Consider the following 24318-nt stretch of genomic DNA (forward strand, 5'->3'; position numbering starts at 1 on the left):
GTAAAGAAGGTTAGAGATGCTGCGTTGGCTCACAGCCGGTGAATCCCACGGCGAAGCCCTGGTAGGAATTATTGAAGGCGTACCGGCAGGTGTTGAACTCACCAGCGAGATGGTGCGCGACGCTCTAGCCCGCCGCCGCCTCGGCTACGGCCGTGGTGCCCGTATGAAGTTTGAAGAGGATCGCGTGCGCATCCTTGGCGGTGTGCGCCACGGTAAAACCCAGGGCGGCCCCGTAGCCATTGAAATCGCCAACACTGAATGGCCCAAGTGGGCTGATGTAATGTCATCAGACCCCGTTGACCCCGCCCTGATCGAGGGGCGCGCCCGCAACGCGGCCCTCACCCGACCCCGCCCCGGCCACGCAGACTTCGCCGGCATGCAGAAGTACGGCTTCGACGAGTCCCGCCCCGTCCTTGAACGTGCCAGCGCCCGCGAAACCGCAACCCGCGTAGCCCTGGGCGTCGTTGCAGCTCAGATTCTTAAGACTCTCGGCGTAGAGCTGGTCAGCCACACCACCGCTATCGCCGAGGTAGCAGCCCCCGCCGACGCCCCGCGTCCTACCCCTCGCGATGTTGCTGCCCTCGACGCCGACCCCCTGCGCTGCTTCGACGCCGCAACCTCCGAAGCCATGGTCGCTACCGTCGATAAGGCCCACAAGGACGGCGAGACCCTGGGCGGCGTGGTAGAAGTTCTGGCCTACGGTCTTCCCCCGGGACTCGGCTCCTACGTGCACTGGGATCGCCGCCTCGATGCCCGCCTGGCTGCAGCCCTCATGGGCATTCAGGCCATTAAGGGCGTAGAAGTAGGCGACGGCTTCGAAACCGCAAAGCGCCCCGGCACCCGCGCCCACGACGAAATCGTACCCGGTGAGCACGGCGTCCAGCGCGTCTCAAACCGCGCAGGCGGTATCGAAGGTGGCATGACCATCGGTGACCTGCTACGCGTACGCGCCGCCATGAAGCCCATCGCCACCGTGCCCAAGGCCCTGGCCACCATCGACACCTCCACCGGTGAAGTTGCCCGCGCCCACCACCAGCGCTCAGACGTCTGTGCTGTGCCCGCAGCCGGCGTCGTAGCAGAAGCCATGGTCGCCCTAGTGCTGGCAGAGGCAGCCCTCGAAAAGTTCGGCGGCGACTCCATCACCGAAACCCGCCGCAACATGGACTCCTACCTGGCAGCCATACCCGAATCCCTTGCCTGGGAATCCAATGTAGCAGGGTGGGACGCCTAACCATGACCCCCCGATCACGTGACCACGCGATCGACATGACCGAGGTGCTCGCACCCAACCAGGTGCGCGAGGTGCAAGAAACCTATATCGAAAAATCCCGCCCGGTCGTGATCATCGGCCCCATGGCGGCGGGCAAGTCCTATATAGGCACGCACCTCGCGCGCTTCTACGGCTACGAGTTCCTCGACTCTGACCACCTCATCGTCGAAAAATACGGTGAGGTGTCACAAATCTTTGCCGACTATGGCGAAGCTGAGTTCCGCCGTATCGAGGCTGAAGTAATCCGTGAGGTGCTCACTTCACCTGCCCGGCGCAACACCATCTTCTCCCTGGGCGGGGGAGCACCGATGACGCCGGAGGTAGCTGACGTCCTCAAAGACGAAACCGTTATCTACATCAAGGTTGACGCCGAAACCGTAGCCCCGCGCATCCAAAACAGCAAAACCCGGCCCCTGCTCCAGCCCAACCCGGTGCAAAAATGGACCGAAATATTTGAGGCCCGGCGGGACCGCTACGAAGAGCTCGCCAGCTACACCCTGGACGCCTGCGGAGGCCGGGGAATAGCCGACATGGCAGCAGAAATTCAGAACTTCATCATTAAGAACCGAAAGGGTCAAGCGTGAGCGACCAGGCCACCACCGTCATACCCGTCACCGGCACCCAGCCTTCAGAAAACTACGACGTTTACGTAGGCCACAACCTGCTCGGTACCATCCCCGAGATCCTGGGCAACCGCACTCAGCGCATTCTCGTCATCCACCCCCGAGCCCTGCGCTCCACCGGTGAGCTGGTGATGGAGCAGATGCGCACAGCGGGTTTTGAGGCCTACTCGGCTGAAATTCCGGACGCCGAAGAAGGCAAGCACATCCAGGTCGCCGCTTTCTGCTGGCAGGTACTGGGCCAAAACGACTTCACTCGCACCGACGCAATTATTTCCGTAGGTGGCGGCGCCGTCACCGATCTTGCTGGCTTTGTGGCAGCGACCTGGCTGCGCGGCGTCCGCGTCATCCACATCCCCACCACCCTGCTGGGTATGGTGGACGCCGCAGTCGGCGGCAAGACCGGCATCAACACCGCAGAGGGCAAGAACCTGGTGGGGGCCTTCCACCCGCCCGCAGCCGTCCTCTGTGAACTGGGTGTGCTGCGCACCCTGCCGCAGCACGAGCTGCTCACCGGTATGGCCGAAGTGATTAAGTGCGGCTTCATCGCAGACCCGGTGATTCTCGACCTTATTGAAGCGAACCCCGGCAAGATTCGGGACTCCCAGTCTGAGGTAGTGCGAGAGCTCATCGAGCGCTCTATCCGGGTTAAGGCTGAGGTGGTGTCTGAAGACCTGAAGGAGTCGGGCCGCCGCGAATTCCTGAACTACGGGCACACCCTGGGCCATGCCATCGAGCACGCAGAACGCTACCAGTGGCGCCACGGGGCTGCCGTAGCTGTGGGCATGGTCTTCGCTGCAGAACTGTCCCTCGCCGCTGGCTACCTTGATGAGGCAACCGTCGAGCGAACCCGTGCCATCTGCACCGCCCTCGACCTACCCACCACCTACCCGGCAGACCGCTGGCCCAAGCTGCTTGAAACCATGCGCCGCGACAAGAAGGCCCGCGGCAACATGCTGCGCTTCGTCGTTCTGGAAAGCCTGGGCAAGCCCCGTATTTACGAGGTACCCGACGACTCGATCCTGTTTATGACCTACCAGGAAATCGCCGCCTAACCAGTAGGGACCAGATTCCTCCCAAAGTACTTCACCCCGTGACATACCATTGAGAGTAATCTGGTCCCTCTGTATAAAGCTGGTCCCTAATATCTCGTGTGAGTCTCACCAAGAAACTCCTCAAACCCGCAGAGCACACGGTAGACTGGTCTACGGTTTACCCCGCAACGCTTATTGAAAATTTCAGTTTAGAGGAGAGTCTGTTGGCTACTACCGCAGATATCAAGAACGGTGTCGTTCTCAAGATTGACGGCAACCTCTGGTCCGTCATCGAATTCCAGCACGTCAAGCCCGGCAAGGGTGGCGCTTTCGTCCGTACCAAGCTGCGCAACGTCACCTCAGGCAAGGTAGTTGATAAGACCTTCAACGCCGGCGCCAAGGTTGAGACCGCAACCGTCGACCGCTCCGACTACCAGTACCTCTACCAGGACGGCACCGACTACGTCTTCATGGATATGAAGACCTACGACCAGATCAACGTATCAGAGGTCACCGTTGGCGACGCCGCCAAGTTCATGCTCGAAAACCAGACCGCAACCATCGCCATGCACGAAGGTTCACCCCTCTACATCGAGCTTCCCGCCTCAGTCGTCCTCGAAATCACCTACACCGAGCCCGGCCTGCAGGGTGACCGCTCCACCGGCGGCACCAAGCCCGCAACCGTTGAGACCGGCGCCGAGATTCAGGTGCCCCTCTTCCTCGAAACCGGCACCAAGGTCAAGGTCGACACCCGCACCGGTGACTACCTCGGCCGCGTCAACGACTAAGTACCGTGAATTCAAGAACCAAAGCTAGACTTCGCGCCCTCGAAGTCCTGTTTGAGGCCGATCAGCGCGGCGATGACGTCATTGACGTCCTGATTCGCCGCCGCACCTACACCTCAGCGCAGATTTCGCTCTACTCCGAGCAGATTGTTCGTGGCGTACGCGACCATGACGAAGAGATTCGCGAGTACATCGAAACCTACGCCCAGGACTGGACTATGGACCGCATGCCCAGCGTGGATCGCGTGGCCCTGCGGCTCGGCGCTTGGGAGCTCCTCTTCAACGATGAGATTCCCGATGCCGTAGCTATCTCGGAGGCTACCGGCCTGGTTCGCCTGCTGTCGACTGACGATTCACCCAAGTTTGTGAATGGCCTGCTCGACCGCCTGCGCCAGGTGAAGCCCACCCTGCTGGCCTAGGCCTATAGGTACCATTTAAATCAGAAAAACCCACCTCATTGGTGGGTTTTTCTGATTTAAACGGTACCTACTGAAATCTGTCTCAAATTTAGCCGCCGTGAGGGCGGACGTGATACATTGAGGTGTGACAGCAACCTTTAAGTCCGTCCTGTGAGGCGGGGAAGGAGGCCGGCACATGACCGATACCACCGGTGTACCCACCGACGTATCTGCAGGAGCCCACCGGGTCATCCTGGAGTCAGCCGACATTGAGCGAGCTCTGACTCGCATCGCCCACGAAATTCTTGAAGCCAACAAGGGTAGCGAGAACCTGGTTCTCCTGGGTATTCCGCGCCGAGGCTTCCCCTTAGCCCAGCGTCTGGCCGATAAAATTGCCCAGACCGATTCCGGCTTTAATCCCACTTTTTCTCTGGGGCAGCTCGACATCACCATGTACCGTGATGACCTGCTTTCGAAACCGGGGCGGACGCCTGAGCCCACCCGCCTGCCCGCAGCAGGGATTGAGGGGCGCACCGTCGTCCTTGTTGACGATGTACTTTTTTCAGGGCGCACTATCCGCGCCGCCCTCGATGCCCTCAAGGACTACGGCCGCCCCGAAGCCGTCCGCCTCGCTGTGCTGGTTGACCGCGGCCACCGCCAGCTCCCCATCCGTGCAGATCACGTAGGAAAGAACCTGCCCACCAGCACCCATGAATCGGTTAAGGTGCTACTTTCGTCCATCGACGGTGAGGACGACAAAGTGATTATTTCTCAGCCCGCCCACTCCACTACCTCAGCCCAGGAAGGAGGGGAGTAGCCGTGCGTCACCTGCTCGATACCAAGGATCTCTCCCTTGACGATGCCCTCAACATTCTCGATACCGCCGACTACATGGGCGAGGTCGGCCAGCGCGAAGTCAAGAAACTCCCCGTGCTCCAGGGGCGCACCGTGGTCAACCTCTTCTTTGAAGACTCGACCCGCACCCGCCTGTCCTTCGAGGCTGCCGAAAAGCGCCTGTCTGCCGACATCATCAACTTCTCGGCCAAGGGCTCATCTGTGTCTAAGGGGGAGTCGCTCAAAGACACCGCCCAGACCCTGGCAGCTATCAACGCCGATGCCGTGGTGATTCGCCACAGCGCATCGGGCGCCCCCCAGCGTCTGGCTGAAGCCGGCTGGATTGACGTGCCCGTGCTCAACGCCGGTGACGGCACCCACGCCCACCCCACCCAGGCCCTGCTGGACGCCATGACCCTGCGCCAGTTCAAGGCCCAGGTTGAGGGCGTCATAACCCGTGGCCTCACTCTAGAGGGTCTGCGGGTGGCGATCGTGGGCGATATCCTGCACTCCCGCGTGGCCCGCTCCAACCTCTGGCTGCTCCACACCCTGGGAGCAACCGTCAAGTTCGTTGCCCCACCCACCTTGCTGCCCGTCGACATCGAGAACTGGCCGGCTGAGATTTACTACAACCTCGACGACGCCATCGAATCGGGAGTTGACGCGGTGATGATGCTGCGTATCCAGAAAGAACGCATGAACGCGGCCTTCTTCCCTTCTTCCGAGGAATACTCCCGCCTGTGGGGACTGACCCCCGAGCGCTTTGCCCGCCTTGATACGTCCGCCCACGAAACCGCCATTTTGCACCCCGGGCCCATGAACCGCGGCCTCGAAATCTGCGCCGAAGCAGCAGACTCATCGCGGTCCTGGGTGCTACGCCAGGTGACTAACGGCGTGTCAGTACGTATGGCGGTGCTCTACCTGCTCATGACCGGCGGCTCCGCCAACGACTTCTACCCCGGCTCCTAAGCCCTTCACGAAAGAGAAACAATGACTGAATCTGTTTACCTCATCAAGGGCGCCTCACTGCTAGGTGAGAAAACCGCCGATATTTTGATCAAGGACGGCCTCATCGCTGAAGTTGGCGAGAACCTTGAGGACGCCGATGCCCAGGTCGTCGATGCCCAGGGGCTTATCGCCCTACCGGGCCTGGTCGACCTGCACACCCACCTGCGTGAACCCGGCCAGGAGGACGCCGAAACCGTCGAAACCGGTACCCGTGCTGCAGCCCTGGGCGGCTACACCGCCGTCTTTGCCATGGCTAACTCTAACCCCGTTGCCGATACTGCCGGCGTAGTGGAGCAGGTCTACGAGCTGGGTAAAAACTCCGGCTGGGTCAAGGTTCAGCCCATTGGTGCTGTTACCGTGGGCCTGGCAGGGGAGCGCCTCTCAGATATCGGGGCTATGGCTGAATCCCGTGCCCAGGTACGCGTCTTCTCAGACGACGGCATGTGCGTCTGGGATCCGGCCCTGATGCGTCGAGCCCTGGAATACGTGAAGACCTTCAACGGCGTTATCGCCCAGCACGCCCAGGAGCCCCGCCTGACCGAAGGCGCCCAGATGAACGAGGGTAAGGTTTCTGCCGAGCTCGGTCTGGCTGGTTGGCCCGCTGTCGCTGAAGAATCCATCATCGCCCGTGACGTGCTGCTGGCAGAACATGTTGGCTCCCGTCTGCATATCTGCCACCTTTCAACCAAGGGTTCGGTTGAGATCGTGCGCTGGGCTAAGGAGCGCGGTATCAAGGTAACCGCTGAGGTCACCCCCCACCACCTGCTGCTGACCGATGAGCTGGTACGAACCTACGACCCCGTCTACAAGGTCAACCCGCCCCTGCGCACCGAAGAGGACGTACTGGCCCTGCGCCAGGCTGTTGCCGACGGCATTATCGACATCATTGGCACCGACCACGCCCCCCACCCCGCAGAATCCAAGGATTGTGAGTGGGCCTGCGCTGCCAACGGTATGACCGGCCTTGAGCAGGCACTGTCCATCATCCAGAAGACCCTGGTTGATACCGGCTACATTACCTGGGCCGACGTTGCCCGCATTATGAGTACCAAGCCCGCCGAAATCGGTCTGGCAGCCGACCAGGGCCGTCCGCTCGAAGCGGGGGAGCCCGCCCACCTGGTCTTGGTTGACCCCGCAGCCACCCGCGTCATTGACCCTGCCGCTCAGGCAACCAAGGGGAAGAACAACCCCTACCGGGGCCTGGAAGTACCCGGCGCGGTCGTAGCCACCTTCTTCGGCGGCCACCCCACCGTGCTCGACGGTAAGCTCAACACCCCGACCGCAAACTAATCGCTAGGAGCGCCCGTGTCTGACAAGCTGATTCCCACCATGATTTTGGCCCTCATCGCAGCCCTCATCTTTTGGGCTATGTGGCAGGGCTGGAAGAACAGGAAACAGCGTCAGATCCACACGGGCACCCTACTCGATGTGCCCGAACGCTACGACGACGCCGAATCCCTGCTTGCGGTACCCGGCACCTACGTTGCCACTACCGTCATGGGGGACTGGCTCGACCGTATCGCCACCAACACCCTGGGCGTGAAATCAACCGGTGTCTTCTTCGTCTACGAGGACGCCGTCATCATCATGCGCAACGGCTCCCAAGATATCTGGATTCCCGCCAGCGACATTATCGGTGTGCGCACCGAAGCCGGTATGAACGGTAAGTTCGTCGAGAAGGACGGCCTGGCCGTCCTCTCCTGGTCACTCAACGGCAATCCCGTCGATACCGGCTTCCGCACCCGCTATGCGGCTGATAAAAAATCAATCCTCGATGCCGTTGCAGCTATCGCGCCCCAGGCAACCGTCGGCCACGACACTCTGGCCCGCCCCTAAGTTTCCACCTGCTGATTGCAGGTGACTACACCAACCAACAGGAAGTGTGTGAATGTCCCACCCAGCACCCACCCCACGTGCAGCAGTACTCGTCCTTGAAGACGGTACCTTCTACTGCGGCGAAAGCTACGGCGCCACCGGCAAGACCCTTGGCGAAGCGGTCTTCTCAACCGGCATGACCGGCTACCAGGAAACCCTGACCGACCCCTCCTACGCGGGGCAGATCGTGGTTCAGACCGCACCCCATATCGGCAACACCGGCGTTAACACCGAGGACGCCGAATCCCGCAAAATCTGGGTTGCAGGCTACGCCGTGCGCGACGCCGCCCGCCGCCCCTCCAACTGGCGCTCAGAGCGGTCTCTCGATGAAGAGCTGGTAGAGCAGGGCATCGTGGGTATTCAGGGTATCGACACCCGTGCTCTGACCCGCCACCTGCGTAGTGCCGGTTCCATGCGCGCCGGGATCTTCACCGGTGCAGACGCCGAGCTGCCCCTGGCAGACCTGGTTGCCCAGGTACAGGCAGCAGCCGAAATGAAGGGCCAGAAACTGGCTGACTCCGTTTCTATCGAAGAAGCCTACATCGTAGAACCCGCTGACCAGGGCTGGAGCGGCGACGTCAAGGCCACCCTGGTTGCCCTCGACCTGGGTATCAAGGCCATGACCCCGAAACGCTTTGCCGAGCGCGGCGTCCGCGTGCACGTGCTGCCCGCAACCGCCACCCTCGAAGACATCACTGCCCTCAACCCCGATGGTGTCTTCTTCTCCAACGGCCCCGGTGACCCCGCAACCGCGAACGACCAGGTTCAGCTCCTGCAGTCCGTCCTGCGCACCGGCACCCCCTTCTTCGGTATCTGCTTCGGCAACCAGCTACTGGGCCGCGCCCTGGGCTTTGGCACCTACAAGCTGCCCTTCGGCCACCGCGGTATCAACCAGCCCGTCATGGACCGCACCACCGGCAAGGTAGAAATCACCGCCCAGAACCACGGCTTCGCCGTAGATGCACCGCTGGACGGCGCCGTCACTGCCCCCAACGAAGAATTCGGCCGAGTCGAGGTCTCCCACGTGGGCCTCAACGACCAGGTGGTCGAAGGCCTCCGTTGCCTCGACATCCCCGCCTTCTCGGTGCAGTACCACCCCGAAGCAGCCGCAGGCCCCCACGACGCTGCCTACCTCTTTGACCGTTTCATCGATCTCATGCTCGAGAAGAAGAACTAAGGACACCGAACCATGCCGAAGCGTAACGATCTCAACTCAATCCTCGTCATCGGTTCTGGCCCGATCGTCATTGGTCAGGCCGCCGAATTCGACTACTCGGGCACCCAGGCCCTGCGCGTTCTCAAAGAAGAAGGCGTGCGCGTCATTCTGGTCAACTCCAACCCGGCCACCATCATGACCGACCCCGAGTTCGCCGACGCCACCTACATCGAACCGATCACCCCCGAGGTCATCGAAAAGATTATTGCCAAGGAAAAGCCCGACGCTATTCTGCCCACCCTCGGTGGTCAGACCGCCCTCAACGCGGCTATCTCCCTCGATGAGCAGGGCATTCTCGACAAATACGGCGTAGAGCTCATCGGCGCCAACATCGAAGCTATCAACCTGGGCGAAGACCGCGAGGCCTTCAAGGGCGTCGTTGAGCGCGCAGGCGGCGAATCTGCCCGCTCCGTCATCGTGCACACCATGGAAGAAGCCCTCGAAGCCGCCAAGGAACTGGGCTACCCCATGGTCGTGCGCCCCTCCTTCACCATGGGCGGCCTGGGCTCGGGCATGGCCTACAACGAAGAAGACCTGCACCGCATCGCCGGTGCCGGCATCCAGTACAGCCCCACCAGCGAGGTCCTGCTCGAAGAATCCATCCTGGGCTGGAAGGAATACGAGCTGGAAATGATGCGAGATAAGAACGATAACGTGGTTGTCGTCTGCTCCATCGAAAACTTCGACCCCGTGGGTGTACACACCGGTGACTCCATCACCGTAGCCCCCGCCCTCACCCTCACCGACCGCGAATACCAGAAGCTTCGCGACATCGCCATCAACGTGATTCGCGAGGTCGGCGTTGACACCGGCGGCTGTAACATCCAGTTCGCCATCGACCCGGCAACAGGCCGCGTCATCGTCATCGAAATGAACCCCCGCGTGTCCCGCTCGTCCGCTCTGGCATCAAAGGCAACCGGCTTCCCGATTGCAAAGATCGCCACCAAGCTCTCCCTGGGCTACACCCTGGACGAGATCCCCAACGACATCACCCAGAAGACCCCGGCATCCTTCGAGCCCACCCTCGACTACGTCGTGGTCAAGGTTCCCCGCTTTGCCTTCGAGAAGTTCCCGGCAGCAGACCCCACCCTGACCACCACCATGAAGTCGGTGGGCGAGGCCATGGCCCTGGGCCGCAACTTCACCGAAGCCCTGCAGAAGGCCATGCGCTCCATGGAGCAGAAGGGCTCAACCTTCCGCTTCGACAACCCCGAACTCGGTGCGGACGAGCTGGCCGCCCTGATTGAGCAGAGCAAGACCGCTACCACCGACCGTATCTTCCAGGTCCAGCGAGCCCTGCTGGCTGGTGCTACCGTCGAGCAAATGTACGAGGCAACCGCCATTGACCCCTGGTTCCTCGACCAGCTGGTGCTCCTCAACGAGGTTGCCGCAGAAATCGCCGCCTCTAAGACCCTGGATGAGCGCACCCTGCGCCTGGCCAAGCGTCACGGCTTCTCCGATGCGCAGATCGGTGAGATTCTTGGCATGAGCGAGGCAGTAGTGCGCGGTATCCGCCACGCCCTGAACATCCGCCCCGTCTTCAAGACTGTAGACACCTGTGCAGCCGAGTTTGAGGCCTTCACCCCCTACCACTACTCTTCCTACGACCAGGAGGACGAAGTAGCCCACCACGAGAAGCCCTCAATCATGATTCTGGGCTCCGGCCCCAACCGCATCGGCCAGGGTATCGAGTTCGACTACTCCTGTGTTCACGCCTCCATGGTGCTGCGTGAAGCTGGCTACGAGACCGTGATGGTCAACTGCAACCCCGAGACCGTATCTACCGACTACGACATCTCAACTCGCCTCTATTTTGAGCCCCTGACCCTAGAAGATGTGCTTGAAATTGTTGAGGCCGAGCGCCGTACCGGTGGCCTGCTGGGCGTCTTCGTTCAGCTCGGCGGTCAGACCCCGCTCAAGCTTGCTCAGGAACTTAAGGCAGCCGGTATTCCGATTCTGGGTACCTCACCCGAGGCTATCGACCTGGCCGAGGACCGCGGCGAATTCTCCCGTGTGCTCGAAGAAGCTGGTTTGCTTTCCCCCAAGAACGGCACCGCCTACACCTTCGAGAATGCCAAGAAGATTGCGGACGAGATTGGCTACCCCGTGCTGGTGCGCCCCTCTTACGTACTGGGTGGCCGTGGCATGGAAATTGTCTACTCCGAAGCCCAGCTGGCCCGCTACCTAGAGAACGCCACCGAGGTTTCCCCCTCCCAGCCCGCTCTGATTGACAAGTTCCTTGAGGACGCCGTCGAAATCGACGTCGATGCCCTCTTTGACGGTGAAGAGCTCTACCTGGGCGGCGTCATGGAGCACATCGAAGAGGCCGGTATTCACTCGGGTGACTCTGCCTGCACCCTGCCCCCCATTACCCTGGGGCCGGACGTCATTCAGCAGGTCAAGGAGGCAACCTACAAGATTGCCGCCGGCGTGGGCGTGCGCGGTCTGATCAACATTCAGTTCGCTGTAGCTTCTGAGATTCTCTACGTCATCGAGGCTAACCCCCGCGCTTCTCGCACCGTGCCCTTTGTTTCAAAGGCAACCGGTGTGCAGATGGCTAAGGCAGCGGCTCTAATCGGTACCGGCAAGACCATTGCAGATCTCAAGGCCGAAGGCTACCTGCCTGCCACCATGGACGGTGCCACCCTGCCTGCTGAAACCGCCATCGCGGTCAAGGAAGCTGTGCTGCCCTTCAGCCGCTTCCGCACCCCCGAGGGCATCGTGGTTGACTCCCTGCTCGGCCCCGAAATGCGCTCAACAGGTGAGGTCATGGGCCTGGACCGCCACTTCGATACCGCCTTTGCTAAGGCTGAAGCGTCTGCAGGTTCTAAGCTGCCGACCGAGGGTAAGGTCTTCGTTTCTGTAGCTAACCGCGACAAGCGCAACTCCATCATCTACGTGAAGATGCTGCAGCAGCTGGGCTTCGAGATTGTCTCCACCGGCGGTACCGCAGACGTTCTGCGCCGTAACGGGGTGGAGTCCCTGGTCGTTCCCAAGATTGCGGAAACCAAGGACGGGGAGCGCTCCATCGTTGATATGGTGCGCGATGGTGACATCGACCTGATTTTCAACACCCCCTCCGGCGGTCAGGCTCGTGGCGATGGCTACGAGATCCGCGCTGCTGCCACCTCGGTAGGCTGCCCCGTGATGACCACCGTCTCTGAATTCGGTGCAGCCGTTCAGGGTATTAACGCCCTGCGCGAATACAGCTGGGATGTCATGAGCCTGCAGGAACACGGCGCCTCCATTGAGGCTGCCCTGAAAGCTCGGGAGGCCTAATGTCAAGCGGTTTTGGTGATCGCCTGGCTGCGGCCATGGGGGAGAAGGGGCCCCTCTGCGTGGGCATTGACCCCCACCCCGCCCTGCTCGATGCCTGGGGGCTGCCCGACACCGCGGCGTCCTTAACCACCTTTGCCTCGACCGTGCTTGAGGCATGCGGTCGGGTAGCCGCAGCCCTCAAGCCCCAGGTGGCGCTCTTTGAGCGCCACGGTTCGGCGGGTCTGGCTGCCCTCGAGCAGCTGCAGCGGGATGCTGCGGACGCCGGTGTTCTGGTTGTTGCCGACGCCAAGCGCGGCGATATCGGCTCGACCATGGCTGCCTATGCGGACGCCTGGCTGGGGGAGACCTCGCCGCTGGGCACCGATTCAGTGACCTTGAGCCCCTACCTGGGATTTGAGTCACTGCGCCCTGCCCTTGACCTGGCCGACCGCAATGACCGGGGCACCTTCGTGCTGGCGCTGACCTCAAACCCCGAGGGGCAGACCGTGCAGCATGTCGGCGGTACCTCATCTGTTGCCGCATCGATCATCGCTGCAGCCCGTGCCGAGAACGACCAGCGCCAGTGGGAGGCCATGGGCCCCTGCGGACTGGTTGTAGGCGCAACAGTCGCTGATGCCCTGCAGAAGCTAGAGATTGACCTCTCAACCTTCAACGGGCCCATTCTGGCACCGGGTTTCGGTGCCCAGGGGGCTACGGCCCGGGACCTCTATACCGTTTTTGCCGGTATCGAGAACCAGGTTCTGGTGAACTCGAGCCGAGGTGTGCTGGCGGCGGGGCCGTCGGTTCAGGGGCTTCGTCAGGCCGCTGAAAAGGCTCGTGACGAGCTTGTAAACGCCCGGTAGAGTCTAGACCAACAAAAATGGTGGGAATTTGTTTCAAATTCCCACCATTTTTGTTTAAAACAAGGTTACCGACGGGTAACTATCTTCCATAACCGTTTCTGACATGCTATTTTGTAATTGTTGGTTCGCAAATAGATAAGCAACAACCCCCAAGAATGAGCAAAGCTGCTCGGTTGCTTGTTTATTCCAACACACCCCACTCCTGCCCTATAGGCATCTCGCACAGAAGGACAACGATTATGCCTCTTCAGCCCCTCACCGAAGAACAGCGCGCCGCCGCCCGCGAAAAGGCCAAGAAGGCCCGCGTCACCCGCGCCGAAATCAAGGACGCCGTAAAGAACAAGCAGATTACTATTGCAGAAGTTCTCAAGCGTGCCGAAACTGACGAAGCAGTCGCTAGACTGAAGGTAACCGACCTGCTCACCTCCCTGCCGGGTGTGGGCGAGGTTCGTACCGAGAACATTTTGAACGAACTGAACATTGCTGCGTCCCGCCGTCTGCGTGGTCTTGGTATCCACCAGCGCAAGGCACTCATCAATCTTCTCGACCGATAAGGGAAACCATGGCTGAACAGACTTCCGCACCTAAACTGACCGTGCTAGCTGGCCCCACCGCCGTTGGCAAGGGAACCGTTTCTGCTTACATTCGTGAGCACTACCCCGAGGTGTGGTTCTCTGTCTCCGCCACTACCCGCGACCCCCGCCCGGGCGAAGAGGATGGCGTGCACTACTACTTCGTCTCAGACGAAGAGTTTGAGTCGATGGTAGAGAACCGCCAGATGCTGGAATGGGCAACCGTCCACAATTCCTACAAGTACGGCACGATCCGCTCCATGGTGCAGAAGCAGCTCGACGCCGGTAAGCACGTGCTACTTGAAATCGACCTGCAGGGCGCCCGCCAGGTGCGCAACGCCATGCCCGAAGCGCAGCTCATTTTCTTGGCTCCTCCCAGCTGGGACGAACTGGTATCCCGCCTCATTGGTCGGGGAACTGAGTCGCCGCAGGAGCAGGAGGCCCGCCTCGATACCGCCAAGATTGAGCTGGCTGCCGAGCCCGAGTTCGATTACACCGTCATCAACGAAACCGTGGCAGAAGCGGCGGAAGAAATCGTGCGCCTCATGGGTGCTCACCGCAAGTAAGCCAGGGAGTCGCTAGGGCGGCGGTTTAGGGGAATATCACCCCTGCACCGCCGCCCTTTTGCGTGACAAAAAAACGGTTGACCGATAGTATAGGTAGAGTTTTATGCCACCGGTAGACCCGGTGGTGAGCAAGCACAGTCAAGATGGAGTCTTACGTGGCAAACGCACACAACGATGAAGGTATCATCAATCCCAGCGCAGACGCTCTGATCCAAAAAGCTGAGTCGAAGTACGGTCTGGTGATTTTTGGTGCTCGCCGTGCTCGCCAGATTAACGCCTACTACTCACAGCTTCACGAGAACCTGTACGATCACGTTGGCCCCCTGGTAGATTCTGAGCCCAACGAAAAGTCGCTCTCTGTGGCTATGCGTGAAATCAACGAAGGCCTGATTGAGGCCCGCCATATTACTGATGGCCAGTTCGATGAAAACGGCACCCTGCTGCACGAGGATGAGCCCAGCGCCTTCCTGGCCGGTGGCGACTTCTACATCGACGAGCCCTTCGTTGAATATGTCGACGCTGAAGATGCAGATCAGGCCTAATCTGCAGTAGCTCATGCGAGTTGTTATTGGCATTGGAGGGGGCATTGCTGCCTATAAGGCGGCAATGCTCCTTCGTCTTTTTGGTAAGGCCGGGCACGAGGTTATTGCGGTGCCCACCGAGGCTGCCCTCAAGTTTGTGGGGCAGCCTACTCTTGAAGCCCTGAGCGGCAGCCCGGTGTCGGTGGACGTCTTTGAGCGGGTTCCCGAGGTGAATCACGTGCGGCAGGCTGAGCAGGCTGACGCTGTAATCGTTGCCCCGGCGACAGCCGACCTCATGGCTCGTTTAGCGGCTGGGCGGGCTAACGACCTGCTGACCGCAACCGTGCTGACCACTCACGCCCCGGTCATTTTAGCGCCGGCGATGCACACCCAGATGTGGGAGCACCCGGCTACCCAGGCCAACGTAGCGACCCTGAAATCCTACGGCTACCACGTCATCGAGCCTGCCGTGGGCCGTCTGACCGGCCCCGACTCCGGGGTGGGGCGCCTGCCTGAACCCGAGGATATATATGCCCAGGCCCTAGCCCTTTTGGGCTGGAATCAGGACGCCGCGGGGGAGGGTCAGTCGGTTGAGGCAGGTGAGCTGCCCCTAGCTGGGCAACGCCTGCTCATTACAGCTGGTGGTACCCGCGAAGCGCTTGACCCGGTGCGGTTCTTGGGCAACCGCTCTTCGGGAAAGCAGGGGATCGCACTGGCTACCGCAGCCAGTGAACTCGGCGCTAAGGTTCACCTCATTGCAGCCCACGTAGAGGTTGAGATACCGGGTCACCTAGACAGGGTTACCCGGGTATCGAGTGCCCTTCAACTGCGTGATGCTGTCTTTGCACACCTGGCTGATACCGACGTCCTGATGATGACGGCAGCGGTAGCCGACTTTAGGCCGGCTGACTACGTTGGTACCAAGATTAAAAAGACGGACGACCCCACCCAGGATCCCGTCATACAGCTGGTGCGTAACCCCGACGTCCTCAAAGAAGCCGTGCTCTACCGCGAGGAAAACCCGCAGCGAGCACCCCACACCATCGTTGGTTTTGCCGCCGAGACCGGGGATGCCACCACCAGCCCACTCGCCTACGGCCGCGCCAAGCTGGCGCGCAAGGGCTGCGACTACCTGGCGGTGAACACCGTGAGCGAAACACAGGGATTTGGGGCAGATAGCAACACTATTACCCTGCTCTCGGGCCAGAATGACCGCGAGGTAACCCTCCAGGGCAGCAAGCTCGACGTCTCCCGCGCAATACTTCGTCATATAGCGCAAGAATTCAACAATCATTCACCAAGTAGCCCCACCGGGCTGAGAGAAGTACAGTAAAAACCGTGACTGAAAATAATCATCTTCGTTTATTCACCAGTGAGTCCGTGACCGAGGGCCACCCCGACAAGATTTGTGACCAGATCTCTGACTCAATCCTGGACGCCCTGCTGACCGTAGACCCCCTCTCTAACGTAGCGGTTGAAACCCTGGTCACCACCGGCCAGGTGCACGTAGCGGGTGAGGTGACCACCAATGGTTACGTCGATATCCCCAGCATTGTGCGCAAGACTATCCTCAACATCGGCTACAACTCATCCACCCACGGCTTCGACGGCGAATTCTGTGGCGTGTCTGTATCGATTGGCGAGCAGTCACCCGACATTAACTCGGGTGTTTACAACTCCCTTGAAGCCCGCCAGGGCACCGCAGCCGACGATCTGGACCGCCAGGGCGCAGGCGACCAGGGCATCATGTTCGGTTACGCCACCAATGAGACCGAAGTGCTCATGCCCGCCCCCATTTACGTTGCGCACCGCCTGGCCGAGCAGCTGACCAAGGTACGCAAGGACGGCACCCTGCCCAACCTGCGCCCCGACGGTAAGACCCAGGTGACCCTGGGCTACGACGAGAACTTCAAGCCCGTCATGATTGATACCGTTGTGGTCTCAACCCAGCACACCGCAGACTACGATCTCGACCAGCTTGCAGCCGATATTCAGCAGCACGTGATTGAGCCGGTTCTGGCCAGCTTCGACTTTGACTCGTCTCAGGCCAAGTTCATCATCAACCCCGCAGGTCGCTTCGTTCAGGGTGGCCCCGTGGGCGATGCCGGTCTGACCGGCCGCAAGATTATTGTGGATACCTACGGTGGCATGGCTCGCCACGGTGGCGGTGCCTTCTCAGGTAAGGACCCCTCCAAGGTTGACCGTTCTGCCGCCTACGCCATGCGCTGGGTTGCCAAGAACATCGTTGCTGCCGGTCTCGCCGACCGTGCCGAGGTTCAGGTCGCCTACGCTATTGGCCAGGCTGCACCTGTCGGTATCTACGTTGAAACCTTCGGCACCGAAAAGGTCGAAACCTTCAAGATTGAACAGGCTATCCGCGAGGTCTTCGACCTGCGCCCGCTGGCCATCATTCGCGACCTAGAGCTGCGCCGTCCTATCTACGCCAAGACCGCAGCCAACGGTCACTTCGGCCGCGAAGAGCGCGAGTTCACCTGGGAACGCACCAACCGCGTCAGCGAACTCAAGGCGGCTGTAGGCCTCTAGGCTAAAATGTCTGTATGACAACGGCACCCACCCCCGAATCCCTGCAACCTGATTTGTTGCAGGGATTCGACATACCCGATGCGCACCTAGTCGGCTCCACGGCAGCCGAGGACGCTGCGGTGCAGCTGCCGATTGCCCGCGTGCACATCGACACCCACGTGCCCCACCTCGATAGGCTCTTTGACTACCGGGTGCCAGCGGCTCTTGATGAAGAGGCCCAGCCCGGGGTGCGGGTGCGGGTTAAGTTCGGAGGGCGGGAGGTTACCGGCTGGTTGCGGGAGCGGGTAGAACATTCGGACGCCCCCGCCCGCCTGGTACCCCTGCACAAGGTGATTTCGCCCCTGCCTGTTGTTACCCCTGAAGTCTTTGAGTTAGCTGACGCCCTAGCGGAGCGCTACGCGGGGCTGGTGCCCGATGTGCTCCGCCTGGCTGTACCCCCGCGGGTCGCTAGCGTTGAGAAAGCTTTTATAGAGTCCGAGGACCCGGCTGAAGCGCCCACACCAGACTGCCCCGACCTCACCGGCTTCTCCGACTACGCCCAGGGGGCAGAGTTCTGTGAGGACCTGCTTGCCGGCCATCAGGCCCGGGCGGTGATGGCCGTGCTGCCTTCCCACCCTGAAAGGAGCTGGGAGCAGCTGCTGGCGTCCGCCCTGGTAGCTACCGCCTCCACCGGCAGGGGAGCCCTAGCCGTGGTGCCAGACCATAAGAGCCTTGACCGGCTCACAGCCGCCCTCGAAGAGCTCGTAGATAAGAGCGCCTTCGTGCGGTTGACCGCCAACGACAAGCCCACCCCCCGCTACCGCAGTTATCTGAAAACCCAAAGCGGCCAGGTGCGTATCGTGATTGGTACTCGTTCAGCCGCCTACGCTCCCGTAGCGAACCTGGGTTTAGTTGCCTGCTGGGATGACGGGGACTCTTCCCTGGTTGAGCAGCGGGCCCCCTACTGCCAGGCCCGTGACGTTCTTCTACTGCGGGCCACCCTCGAAAAGACAGCGGCCCTCTTCATGGGCTATGCGGTCTCTAGTGAGGCTGCCCGCCTGGTCCGCACCCGCTGGGCTAGCTTCCTGGGGGCAGACAGGGCCCTGGTCAGGTCTTTTACTCCCCGGGTTATGCCTACCGGCGACGACTATCAGCTTGCCCGCGACCCCCTGGCAGCGATTGCCCGCATACCCCACCAGGCTTTCGCCGTAGCCAAGGACGCCCTCGCTACGGGGCCCGTGCTAATCCAGGTGGCCCGTGCCGGCTACATCCCCGCCCTGGCCTGCCAGCGCTGCCGCATGCCCGCCCGCTGCGATAACTGTCGCGGCCCCCTGACCCAGCCCACCGGGGGAAGTGCCCCCCAGTGCGGCTGGTGCGGCCACCTGGCCCACCACTGGCACTGTCTTGACTGCGGGTATAACCGCTGGCGTACCGGTATCGCCGGTGCCCTGCGAACCGCAGAAGAACTGGGTCGGGCATTCCCAGGCGTCCCGGTGATCACCTCCAGCGGCGAGAACATCAAAACCAGTATCGGCCCAGAACCGGCCTTGGTCATTGCCACCCCCGGCGGCGAACCGGTAGCTGAGGGCGGTTATGCAGCCGCCCTGCTGCTCGATGCCGACCGGATGCTGCAGTTCGACTCCCTGCGCGCCCCCGAAACCGCCCTTCGGCGCTGGCTCAACGCAGCAGCCCTGGTGCGCTCCTTTGCCGTGGGCGGCCGCGTCGTCACCACGGCCAGCCCCTCCGCAGCTCTTGAAGCCCTGGTGCGCTGGGACCCCATGGGCTTTGCCCTCTGGGAAATGGACGAGCGTGCCGAGATTGGCCTGCCCCCGGCCGTCCGCACCGCCGCCATTACCGGTAGTGAGCGTGCCGTGCAGGTCTTTTTGGAGGCTATTACCCTGCCCGATGAGGCCCGCGTCAACGGCCCCATGCCCCTGGCCGATTCAACCGGCTACTACGAGGGGGAGACCGACAGCGACCTCTACCGCGCCATTATCTTCTTCCCCTATGCCGTGGGTGCCAAACTCACCCACCACCTGCGCTCTATCAAGGCTTCACTAGCTGCCCTGAAAAAGAGCGAGCCCGTGCAGATACGCTGCGACGGGCTCGATATTCTCTAGGTCTGCCCGGTGCCTGGGGCAGCTGGGGCAAGCGCCTGAGGCGGTTAGGTTTCTACTGCCGATGCAGGGAAGAGGCCAGTTCCAGCAGGGTGAGGGCGCTCTGCTCCCAGGTGTAGCGGGCGGCGTCCGCAAGACCGTTCACAATGCTGGTCTGCTGGACTTGCCGGTCTTCTAGGTCGCGTACCGCCTGCGCAAAGGCGAAGGGAGAGCTGGTCTCAGCAAAGCGGGCTGAGGGGGCAATTTCCCGGAAAATCGGGATATCCGACAGCACCACGGGGCAGCCCGCCGACTGGGCCTCTACCACCGGCAGGCCGTAGCCTTCTTCCCGCGAGGCAGTGAGCAGGGCGGCAGCGGTGCCTAGCAGCTGGCGGTAGTCTTCATCGCTGGTTCCCCCGTGGAACACCACGTTTTCTCCCGCGAGAGGTGCAAGTTCCTCCAGGCGCGCCGGGGCTGCCTTGGAAAGTAGGTGCAGGCGGTAGTCCGGCAGGAACTTCATGGCCTGCAGCAGGGTTTCAACGTTTTTGTAGGGCATGAAAGAGCCCATATAGATCAGGTCTTTGGTGCGGGCCGGGGCCAGCTCGAGCGCCTGCTCCTGGGTCACAAAATCCTTAGCCTGGGGGGCATTGGGTATCACTGTAACGGAGTTGGTGGTCAGCTCGTGCTCCCGCATCAAAGCTGCCGTGGTCTGCGAGACCGTAGCGACGGCGTCCGCTCGGTTCAGCAGGTAGCGCTGGGGCGCGTAGGTGGTGTGGAAGGCCCGCCAGCCCAGCCGCACCGGCAGGGGGAGGAAGCCCGGCGGCGTGGGGTGGGAGTAGTAAATCAAATCGTGCAGGGTCAGGATCAGCTTGAACTGCCTGCCCAGCCCACCCAGCCCGATGGTTTGCATGGGCGAGAAGACCACGTCGGGTAAGTAGCGGTTGAGCTGCAGGGCGGCGGTGGGTTCCAGGGCGGACGTCGGTGCACAGATTTTCACGGACGGCAGGTCGGGGAGCATCTCAAGCTGACGCTGATCGCTAATGACCATGGTGAGCTCCAGGCCTTCGGGCAGGCGCCGGTCACCGGCGTCCGCTAGCTCCTTGAGGGCAAAGAGTAAGGACGCGGTGTAGCGGCTAATGCCGTCGTGAAAACCGATGCGGGTATAGCGGGCATCAATAAAAAGTTTCATGCTACCTGCCCCTCCTCTAGGCCTTGGGAATGAAAGTCAGCAATCAGGGAGGCAGCCCGCAGGGGAGTCTCATAGTGAATCAGATGGCCGACCTCGGGAATGACATCGAGCCGCCCCCGCTGGAGTTTACGGGCCATGGCCTGCTGAAGTTCCAGAGTACCCAGGTCATCCTTCTCCGCCACAATGAGCTGGACCGGCATCGGCAGGGCCGGGGTGAAATCAGCTGCGGTGGTGCTGATAGAGGCCCGGTAGGCCTGTAGAACCGCCTCGCGGGAGGCAAAGGCACCGAAGTAGGCATCGTGCTGGCCGTTGATGAACCGGCGCAGGGCGGGGTCGTGATTCTTCATCATGAACTCACTGCTCAATCTGGTCACCAGGCGGGAGCGCAGCAGAGCAAAACCCAGGGAAGCAGGTAGGGCAGCTCCCGTACCATAATAGAGCTCAGCCAGGCGGCTCATCACCTTTTGATCCCCCTCAAGAGCAGGCTGACAGATGGGGTTAATCAGGGTCAAACGCTCTACCAGATGGGGGCGCACCAGGGCAGTATAAGAGCTCACGATTGACCCAAAAGAGTGACCCACCAGATGCACCGGGCTGCCCACAGCGGTCTCAATGAAATCAACCAACCAGGCAGCATAGGTGCTCACCGTATGCTCAGCCCCCTCAATCGGGGCGGTCTTACCAAAGCCCGGCAGATCAGGGATATAAACACAAAAATCCTTCAGGCCGGTGGCAATGATTTCGAGGCCGTGGTGATCGCCCCTAAAGCCGTGCACCAAAACCAGGGGAGCGGCGTCCGCCTTTCCATACACCCACCAGCGGCTATAGGTGCCGCCAACCCAGCCCTCGTAGCGCGTCCCAGCAGGAACCTGCTGAGGTACCGGCTCAAAAACACCGGCCGAGCGGGGGCTTGCAGACATAGTGACTCCTTCTCTCTACCCCCACCACTGTACCGCCTCACCGCATACTTCTCAGTGGTCAAACTGCCACCGGGCAAAGCAAGCCCAAGCGCGGTACACTAGGAAGCAAACTATTGACAGCTCAGACTCGTGCGCGCCCAAAAAGCGTAAGCACCACTCGACAGACAGGAAACACGGTGACTGCTGAGGTAGAACCTACCGAACAGAACGAAACCACCTGGGACTTCCGCTCCATGGAAGCCAAGTGGCAGCCCTACTGGGAAGAAACCAAGGTTTTTGAACCCACCAACGAAGAAGGCAAGGAAACCCGCTACGTAGCGGACATGTTCCCCTACCCCTCCGGCGACCTCCACATGGGCCACGCCGAAGCCTTCGCCATTGGCGACGTCACCGCCCGCTTCTGGAAGCAAAAGGGCTACGATGTGCTACACCCCATCGGCTGGGACTCCTTCGGCCTGCCCGCAGAAAACGCAGCCATCAAGAACAACACCCACCCCAAAGAGTGGACCTACAAGAACATCGAGACCCAGGCCGGCTCTTTCAAGCGCTACGGCATTATGACCGACTGGTCCCGCCGCCTGCACACCTCTGACCCCGAATACTACAAGTGGACCCAGTGGCTCTTCCAGCAGTTCTACAAGAAGGGCCTGGCCTACCGTAAGTACTCCCAGGTTAACTGGTGCCCCAAGGACCAGACCGTGCTGGCCAACGAGCAGGTTGTCAACGGCGAGTGCGAACGCTGCCACACCCCCGTGACCAAAAAGTCTCTGAACCAGTGGTACTTCAAGATCACCGACTACGCCCAGGAACTGCTGGACGACATGAAGGAGCTGGAGGGCCACTGGCCCGACCGCGTGCTGGCTATGCAGCGTAACTGGATCGGCCGCTCCGAGGGTGCCGAGGTTACTTTTGAGGTTGAGGCTGCCGGTAACAAGCCCGCCACCACCGTAGACGTCTTCACCACCCGCCCCGATACCCTCTACGGCGCAACCTTCTTCATCGTGGCAGCCGACGCCGATCTGGCCCTCGACCTGGTAACCGACGACCAGCGGGAAGCCCTGGAAGCCTACCGCGAAGAGATCAAGGTTCTGTCGGATATCGACCGCCAGTCCACCGACCGTGAGAAGACCGGTGTTTTCCTGGGCCGTTACGCCATCAACCCCCTGACCGGCGATAAGCTGCCCCTGTGGGCCTCGGACTACGCCCTGGCTGACTACGGCACCGGTGCGCTGATGGCGGTTCCCGCCCACGACCAGCGCGACCTGGACTTCGCCCGTAAGTTCGACATTCCTGTCATCACCGTTCTCGACACCGGTGAGGACGACCCGGCAGAAACCGGCGTCGCTACCACCGGCGATGGCGTGCACATCAACTCCGGCCCGCTGGATGGCCTGAACAAGGCTGACGGCATCTCAAAGGCCATTGAGATTCTTGAAGAGAAGGGCGTGGGCACCGGCAAGGTCAACTTCCGCCTGCGTGACTGGCTGCTTTCCCGCCAGCGCTTCTGGGGCTGCCCCATCCCCGTCATCCACTGTGAAGAGCACGGTGAACAGCTGGTTCCGGAAGAGCAGCTGCCCGTCCTGCTTCCCGATAACCTGGCCGGTGAAGACCTGGCGCCCAAGGGTCAGTCGCCCCTGGCAGCTGCCACCGACTGGAACACCGTTCCCTGCCCCGTCTGCGGTAAGGACGCCAAGCGCGACTCAGACACCATGGACACCTTCGTGGATTCCTCCTGGTACTTCCTGCGCTACGTCTCACCGAATTACGACCAGGCTATCTTCGACCCCGAGCAGATGAAGAAGTGGAACCAGGTCGACATGTACGTCGGCGGTGTTGAGCACGCGATTCTGCACCTGCTCTACGCCCGCTTCTTCACCAAGGTCATCCGCGACCTGGGTCTGATTGAACACTCTGAGCCTTTTAAGGCCCTGATGAACCAGGGCCAGGTGCTCAACCAGGGTAAGGCTATGTCCAAGTCACTGGGTAACGGTGTTGACCTGGGCCAGCAGCTCGATAAGTTCGGCGTCGATGCCGTCCGCACCGTCATGGTCTTCGCCTCCCCACCCGAGGACGATGTCGACTGGGCCGACGTTTCCCCCGCAGGTATGCAGAAGTTCCTGGCCCGCGCCTGGCGCGTTGCCCAGGACGTCACCAGTGAGGTCGGGGCGGACGGCGCAACCGGCGACGCTGCCCTGCACAAGCTGGTGCACCGCACCGTCCACGACGTCGATGCCCTGGTAGAGAACGGCAAGTTCAACGTTGCCGTGGCCAAGACCATGGAGCTGGTCAACGCTACCCGCAAGGTCATTGACTCAGGTGCAGGCGCAGCCGACCCCGCCGTCCGCGAGGCTGCCGAAGCTATCGCTATCTTGCTCTCACTCTACGCTCCCTACACCGCCGAGGACGCCTGGCACCTGCTAGGCCACGATTCCCCTGTTCTGACTGCGGGCTGGCCCGAGGTTGATCCGGCCCAGCTGGTAGACGATACCGTCACCGCGATTGTTCAGGTCAAGGGTAAGGTCAAGGACCGCCTAGAGGTCTCTAAGGATATTTCTGAAGCCGACCTGGAAGCCCTAGCTCTGGGATCAGAGGCCGTTCAGCGAGCCCTAGGCGACGCTGAGGTGCGCAAGGTTATTGTGCGTGCCCCCAAGCTGGTCAACATTGTGATCTAGTGAGATCTAGATAGATATCATCGGGTGCTCCTTCCGTAGCGAGGGGCACCCGATTTTCTATCTTTTGGGTGATTGCTATGGACTGAGTCACTCCAAGG

Annotated in this window: 21 protein-coding genes; 19 read left to right on the forward strand and 2 right to left on the reverse strand. The window is 61.2% G+C overall.

Going from position 1 to position 24318, the window contains the following annotated elements; translation table 11 throughout:
* Positions 1 to 16 precede the first annotated feature (16 nt).
* The 18 genes from aroC to ACEE43_RS02960 all read left to right on the forward strand — a co-directional run bounded on the left by aroC (position 17) and on the right by ACEE43_RS02960 (position 19463).
* Positions 17 to 1231, forward strand: coding sequence for a chorismate synthase (aroC, locus tag ACEE43_RS02875; protein WP_449106843.1), 1215 nt, complete (start codon positions 17 to 19; stop codon positions 1229 to 1231).
* A 2-nt stretch (positions 1232 to 1233) separates the two neighbouring features.
* Positions 1234 to 1854, forward strand: coding sequence for a shikimate kinase (locus ACEE43_RS02880; protein WP_237199007.1), 621 nt, complete (start codon positions 1234 to 1236; stop codon positions 1852 to 1854).
* On the forward strand, positions 1851 to 2945 hold the full coding sequence (aroB, locus tag ACEE43_RS02885; RefSeq protein WP_449106844.1) for a 3-dehydroquinate synthase: 1095 nt from the start codon (positions 1851 to 1853) through the stop codon (positions 2943 to 2945). The genes ACEE43_RS02880 and aroB overlap by 4 nt, the downstream gene beginning before the upstream one ends.
* Before the next feature lie 203 nt (positions 2946 to 3148).
* On the forward strand, positions 3149 to 3712 hold the full coding sequence (efp, locus tag ACEE43_RS02890; protein WP_237205265.1) for an elongation factor P: 564 nt from the start codon (positions 3149 to 3151) through the stop codon (positions 3710 to 3712).
* Positions 3713 to 3717: 5 nt separating this feature from the next.
* A complete protein-coding gene (gene nusB / locus ACEE43_RS02895) occupies positions 3718 to 4128 on the forward strand; it encodes a transcription antitermination factor NusB (protein WP_135012288.1) in 411 nt (136 codons plus the stop codon).
* 175 nt (positions 4129 to 4303) lie between these two features.
* A complete protein-coding gene (gene pyrR, locus ACEE43_RS02900; protein ID WP_449106845.1) occupies positions 4304 to 4924 on the forward strand; it encodes a bifunctional pyr operon transcriptional regulator/uracil phosphoribosyltransferase PyrR in 621 nt (206 codons plus the stop codon).
* Positions 4925 to 4926: 2 nt separating this feature from the next.
* Positions 4927 to 5910 carry an aspartate carbamoyltransferase catalytic subunit gene (locus ACEE43_RS02905; protein ID WP_449106846.1) on the forward strand — a complete coding sequence of 328 codons (984 nt, stop codon included), beginning with the start codon at positions 4927 to 4929 and terminating at the stop codon, positions 5908 to 5910.
* Positions 5911 to 5931: 21 nt separating this feature from the next.
* The gene (locus tag ACEE43_RS02910) at positions 5932 to 7239 is read left to right on the forward strand and encodes a dihydroorotase (protein WP_449106847.1); all 1308 of its coding nucleotides are present in this window, start codon (positions 5932 to 5934) and stop codon (positions 7237 to 7239) included.
* A gap of 15 nt (positions 7240 to 7254) precedes the next feature.
* Entirely contained in the window at positions 7255 to 7785 is a 531-nt protein-coding gene (locus tag ACEE43_RS02915; RefSeq protein ID WP_237206598.1) for a PH-like domain-containing protein, read from the forward strand.
* Positions 7786 to 7837: 52 nt separating this feature from the next.
* Positions 7838 to 9001, forward strand: coding sequence for a glutamine-hydrolyzing carbamoyl-phosphate synthase small subunit (gene carA, locus ACEE43_RS02920; protein WP_449106848.1), 1164 nt, complete (start codon positions 7838 to 7840; stop codon positions 8999 to 9001).
* A gap of 12 nt (positions 9002 to 9013) precedes the next feature.
* Positions 9014 to 12319, forward strand: a complete 3306-nt coding sequence (carB, locus tag ACEE43_RS02925; protein WP_449106849.1) for a carbamoyl-phosphate synthase large subunit — start codon at positions 9014 to 9016, stop codon at positions 12317 to 12319.
* The gene (gene pyrF, locus ACEE43_RS02930; protein WP_449106850.1) at positions 12319 to 13161 is read left to right on the forward strand and encodes an orotidine-5'-phosphate decarboxylase; all 843 of its coding nucleotides are present in this window, start codon (positions 12319 to 12321) and stop codon (positions 13159 to 13161) included. Before carB ends, pyrF begins: the two co-directional genes overlap by 1 nt.
* A gap of 239 nt (positions 13162 to 13400) precedes the next feature.
* Complete coding sequence (gene mihF, locus ACEE43_RS02935; protein ID WP_237193816.1) at positions 13401 to 13715, forward strand: integration host factor, actinobacterial type; 315 nt, start codon at positions 13401 to 13403, stop codon at positions 13713 to 13715.
* Positions 13716 to 13723: 8 nt separating this feature from the next.
* Positions 13724 to 14299 carry a guanylate kinase gene (gene gmk / locus ACEE43_RS02940; RefSeq protein WP_449106851.1) on the forward strand — a complete coding sequence of 192 codons (576 nt, stop codon included), beginning with the start codon at positions 13724 to 13726 and terminating at the stop codon, positions 14297 to 14299.
* 155 nt (positions 14300 to 14454) lie between these two features.
* The gene (gene rpoZ, locus ACEE43_RS02945; RefSeq protein WP_377129350.1) at positions 14455 to 14841 is read left to right on the forward strand and encodes a DNA-directed RNA polymerase subunit omega; all 387 of its coding nucleotides are present in this window, start codon (positions 14455 to 14457) and stop codon (positions 14839 to 14841) included.
* Between the two features lie 13 nt (positions 14842 to 14854).
* Positions 14855 to 16153: a bifunctional phosphopantothenoylcysteine decarboxylase/phosphopantothenate--cysteine ligase CoaBC gene (gene coaBC, locus ACEE43_RS02950; protein WP_449106852.1), complete on the forward strand. Its 1299-nt coding sequence runs from the start codon at positions 14855 to 14857 to the stop codon at positions 16151 to 16153.
* Positions 16154 to 16158: 5 nt separating this feature from the next.
* A complete protein-coding gene (metK, locus tag ACEE43_RS02955) occupies positions 16159 to 17364 on the forward strand; it encodes a methionine adenosyltransferase (RefSeq protein ID WP_237205254.1) in 1206 nt (401 codons plus the stop codon).
* Between the two features lie 14 nt (positions 17365 to 17378).
* On the forward strand, positions 17379 to 19463 hold the full coding sequence (locus ACEE43_RS02960) for a primosomal protein N' (protein ID WP_449106853.1): 2085 nt from the start codon (positions 17379 to 17381) through the stop codon (positions 19461 to 19463).
* Positions 19464 to 19515: 52 nt separating this feature from the next.
* Here ACEE43_RS02960 and ACEE43_RS02965 read toward each other — a convergent pair whose 3' ends face one another.
* Together ACEE43_RS02965 and ACEE43_RS02970 are read right to left on the reverse strand one after the other, a co-directional pair.
* On the reverse strand, positions 19516 to 20628 hold the full coding sequence (locus ACEE43_RS02965; protein WP_449106854.1) for a glycosyltransferase family 4 protein: 1113 nt from the start codon (positions 20626 to 20628) through the stop codon (positions 19516 to 19518).
* Entirely contained in the window at positions 20625 to 21548 is a 924-nt protein-coding gene (locus ACEE43_RS02970) for an alpha/beta fold hydrolase (RefSeq protein WP_449106855.1), read from the reverse strand. The genes ACEE43_RS02965 and ACEE43_RS02970 overlap by 4 nt, the downstream gene beginning before the upstream one ends.
* Positions 21549 to 21781: 233 nt before the next feature.
* Here ACEE43_RS02970 and leuS point away from each other — a divergent pair, with 233 nt between their 5' ends.
* Entirely contained in the window at positions 21782 to 24220 is a 2439-nt protein-coding gene (gene leuS, locus ACEE43_RS02975; RefSeq protein WP_449106973.1) for a leucine--tRNA ligase, read from the forward strand.
* Positions 24221 to 24318 lie beyond the last annotated feature (98 nt).

The organism is Rothia sp. 11254D007BW (assembly GCF_053548195.1).

What these genes read in the sequence shown, in the direction of transcription:
- aroC (WP_449106843.1), top strand. Translation starts at nt 17, where the DNA reads ATGCTGCGTTGGCTCACAGCCGGTGAATCCCACGGCGAAGCCCTGGTA.
- ACEE43_RS02880 (WP_237199007.1), top strand. Translation starts at nt 1,234, where the DNA reads ATGACCCCCCGATCACGTGACCACGCGATCGACATGACCGAGGTGCTC.
- pyrR (WP_449106845.1), top strand. Translation starts at nt 4,304, where the DNA reads ATGACCGATACCACCGGTGTACCCACCGACGTATCTGCAGGAGCCCAC.
- ACEE43_RS02910 (WP_449106847.1), top strand. Translation starts at nt 5,932, where the DNA reads ATGACTGAATCTGTTTACCTCATCAAGGGCGCCTCACTGCTAGGTGAG.
- carA (WP_449106848.1), top strand. Translation starts at nt 7,838, where the DNA reads ATGTCCCACCCAGCACCCACCCCACGTGCAGCAGTACTCGTCCTTGAA.
- carB (WP_449106849.1), top strand. Translation starts at nt 9,014, where the DNA reads ATGCCGAAGCGTAACGATCTCAACTCAATCCTCGTCATCGGTTCTGGC.
- pyrF (WP_449106850.1), top strand. Translation starts at nt 12,319, where the DNA reads ATGTCAAGCGGTTTTGGTGATCGCCTGGCTGCGGCCATGGGGGAGAAG.
- mihF (WP_237193816.1), top strand. Translation starts at nt 13,401, where the DNA reads ATGCCTCTTCAGCCCCTCACCGAAGAACAGCGCGCCGCCGCCCGCGAA.
- gmk (WP_449106851.1), top strand. Translation starts at nt 13,724, where the DNA reads ATGGCTGAACAGACTTCCGCACCTAAACTGACCGTGCTAGCTGGCCCC.
- coaBC (WP_449106852.1), top strand. Translation starts at nt 14,855, where the DNA reads ATGCGAGTTGTTATTGGCATTGGAGGGGGCATTGCTGCCTATAAGGCG.
- ACEE43_RS02960 (WP_449106853.1), top strand. Translation starts at nt 17,379, where the DNA reads ATGACAACGGCACCCACCCCCGAATCCCTGCAACCTGATTTGTTGCAG.
- ACEE43_RS02965 (WP_449106854.1), bottom strand. Translation starts at nt 20,628, where the DNA reads ATGAAACTTTTTATTGATGCCCGCTATACCCGCATCGGTTTTCACGAC.
- ACEE43_RS02970 (WP_449106855.1), bottom strand. Translation starts at nt 21,548, where the DNA reads ATGTCTGCAAGCCCCCGCTCGGCCGGTGTTTTTGAGCCGGTACCTCAG.
- leuS (WP_449106973.1), top strand. Translation starts at nt 21,782, where the DNA reads ATGGAAGCCAAGTGGCAGCCCTACTGGGAAGAAACCAAGGTTTTTGAA.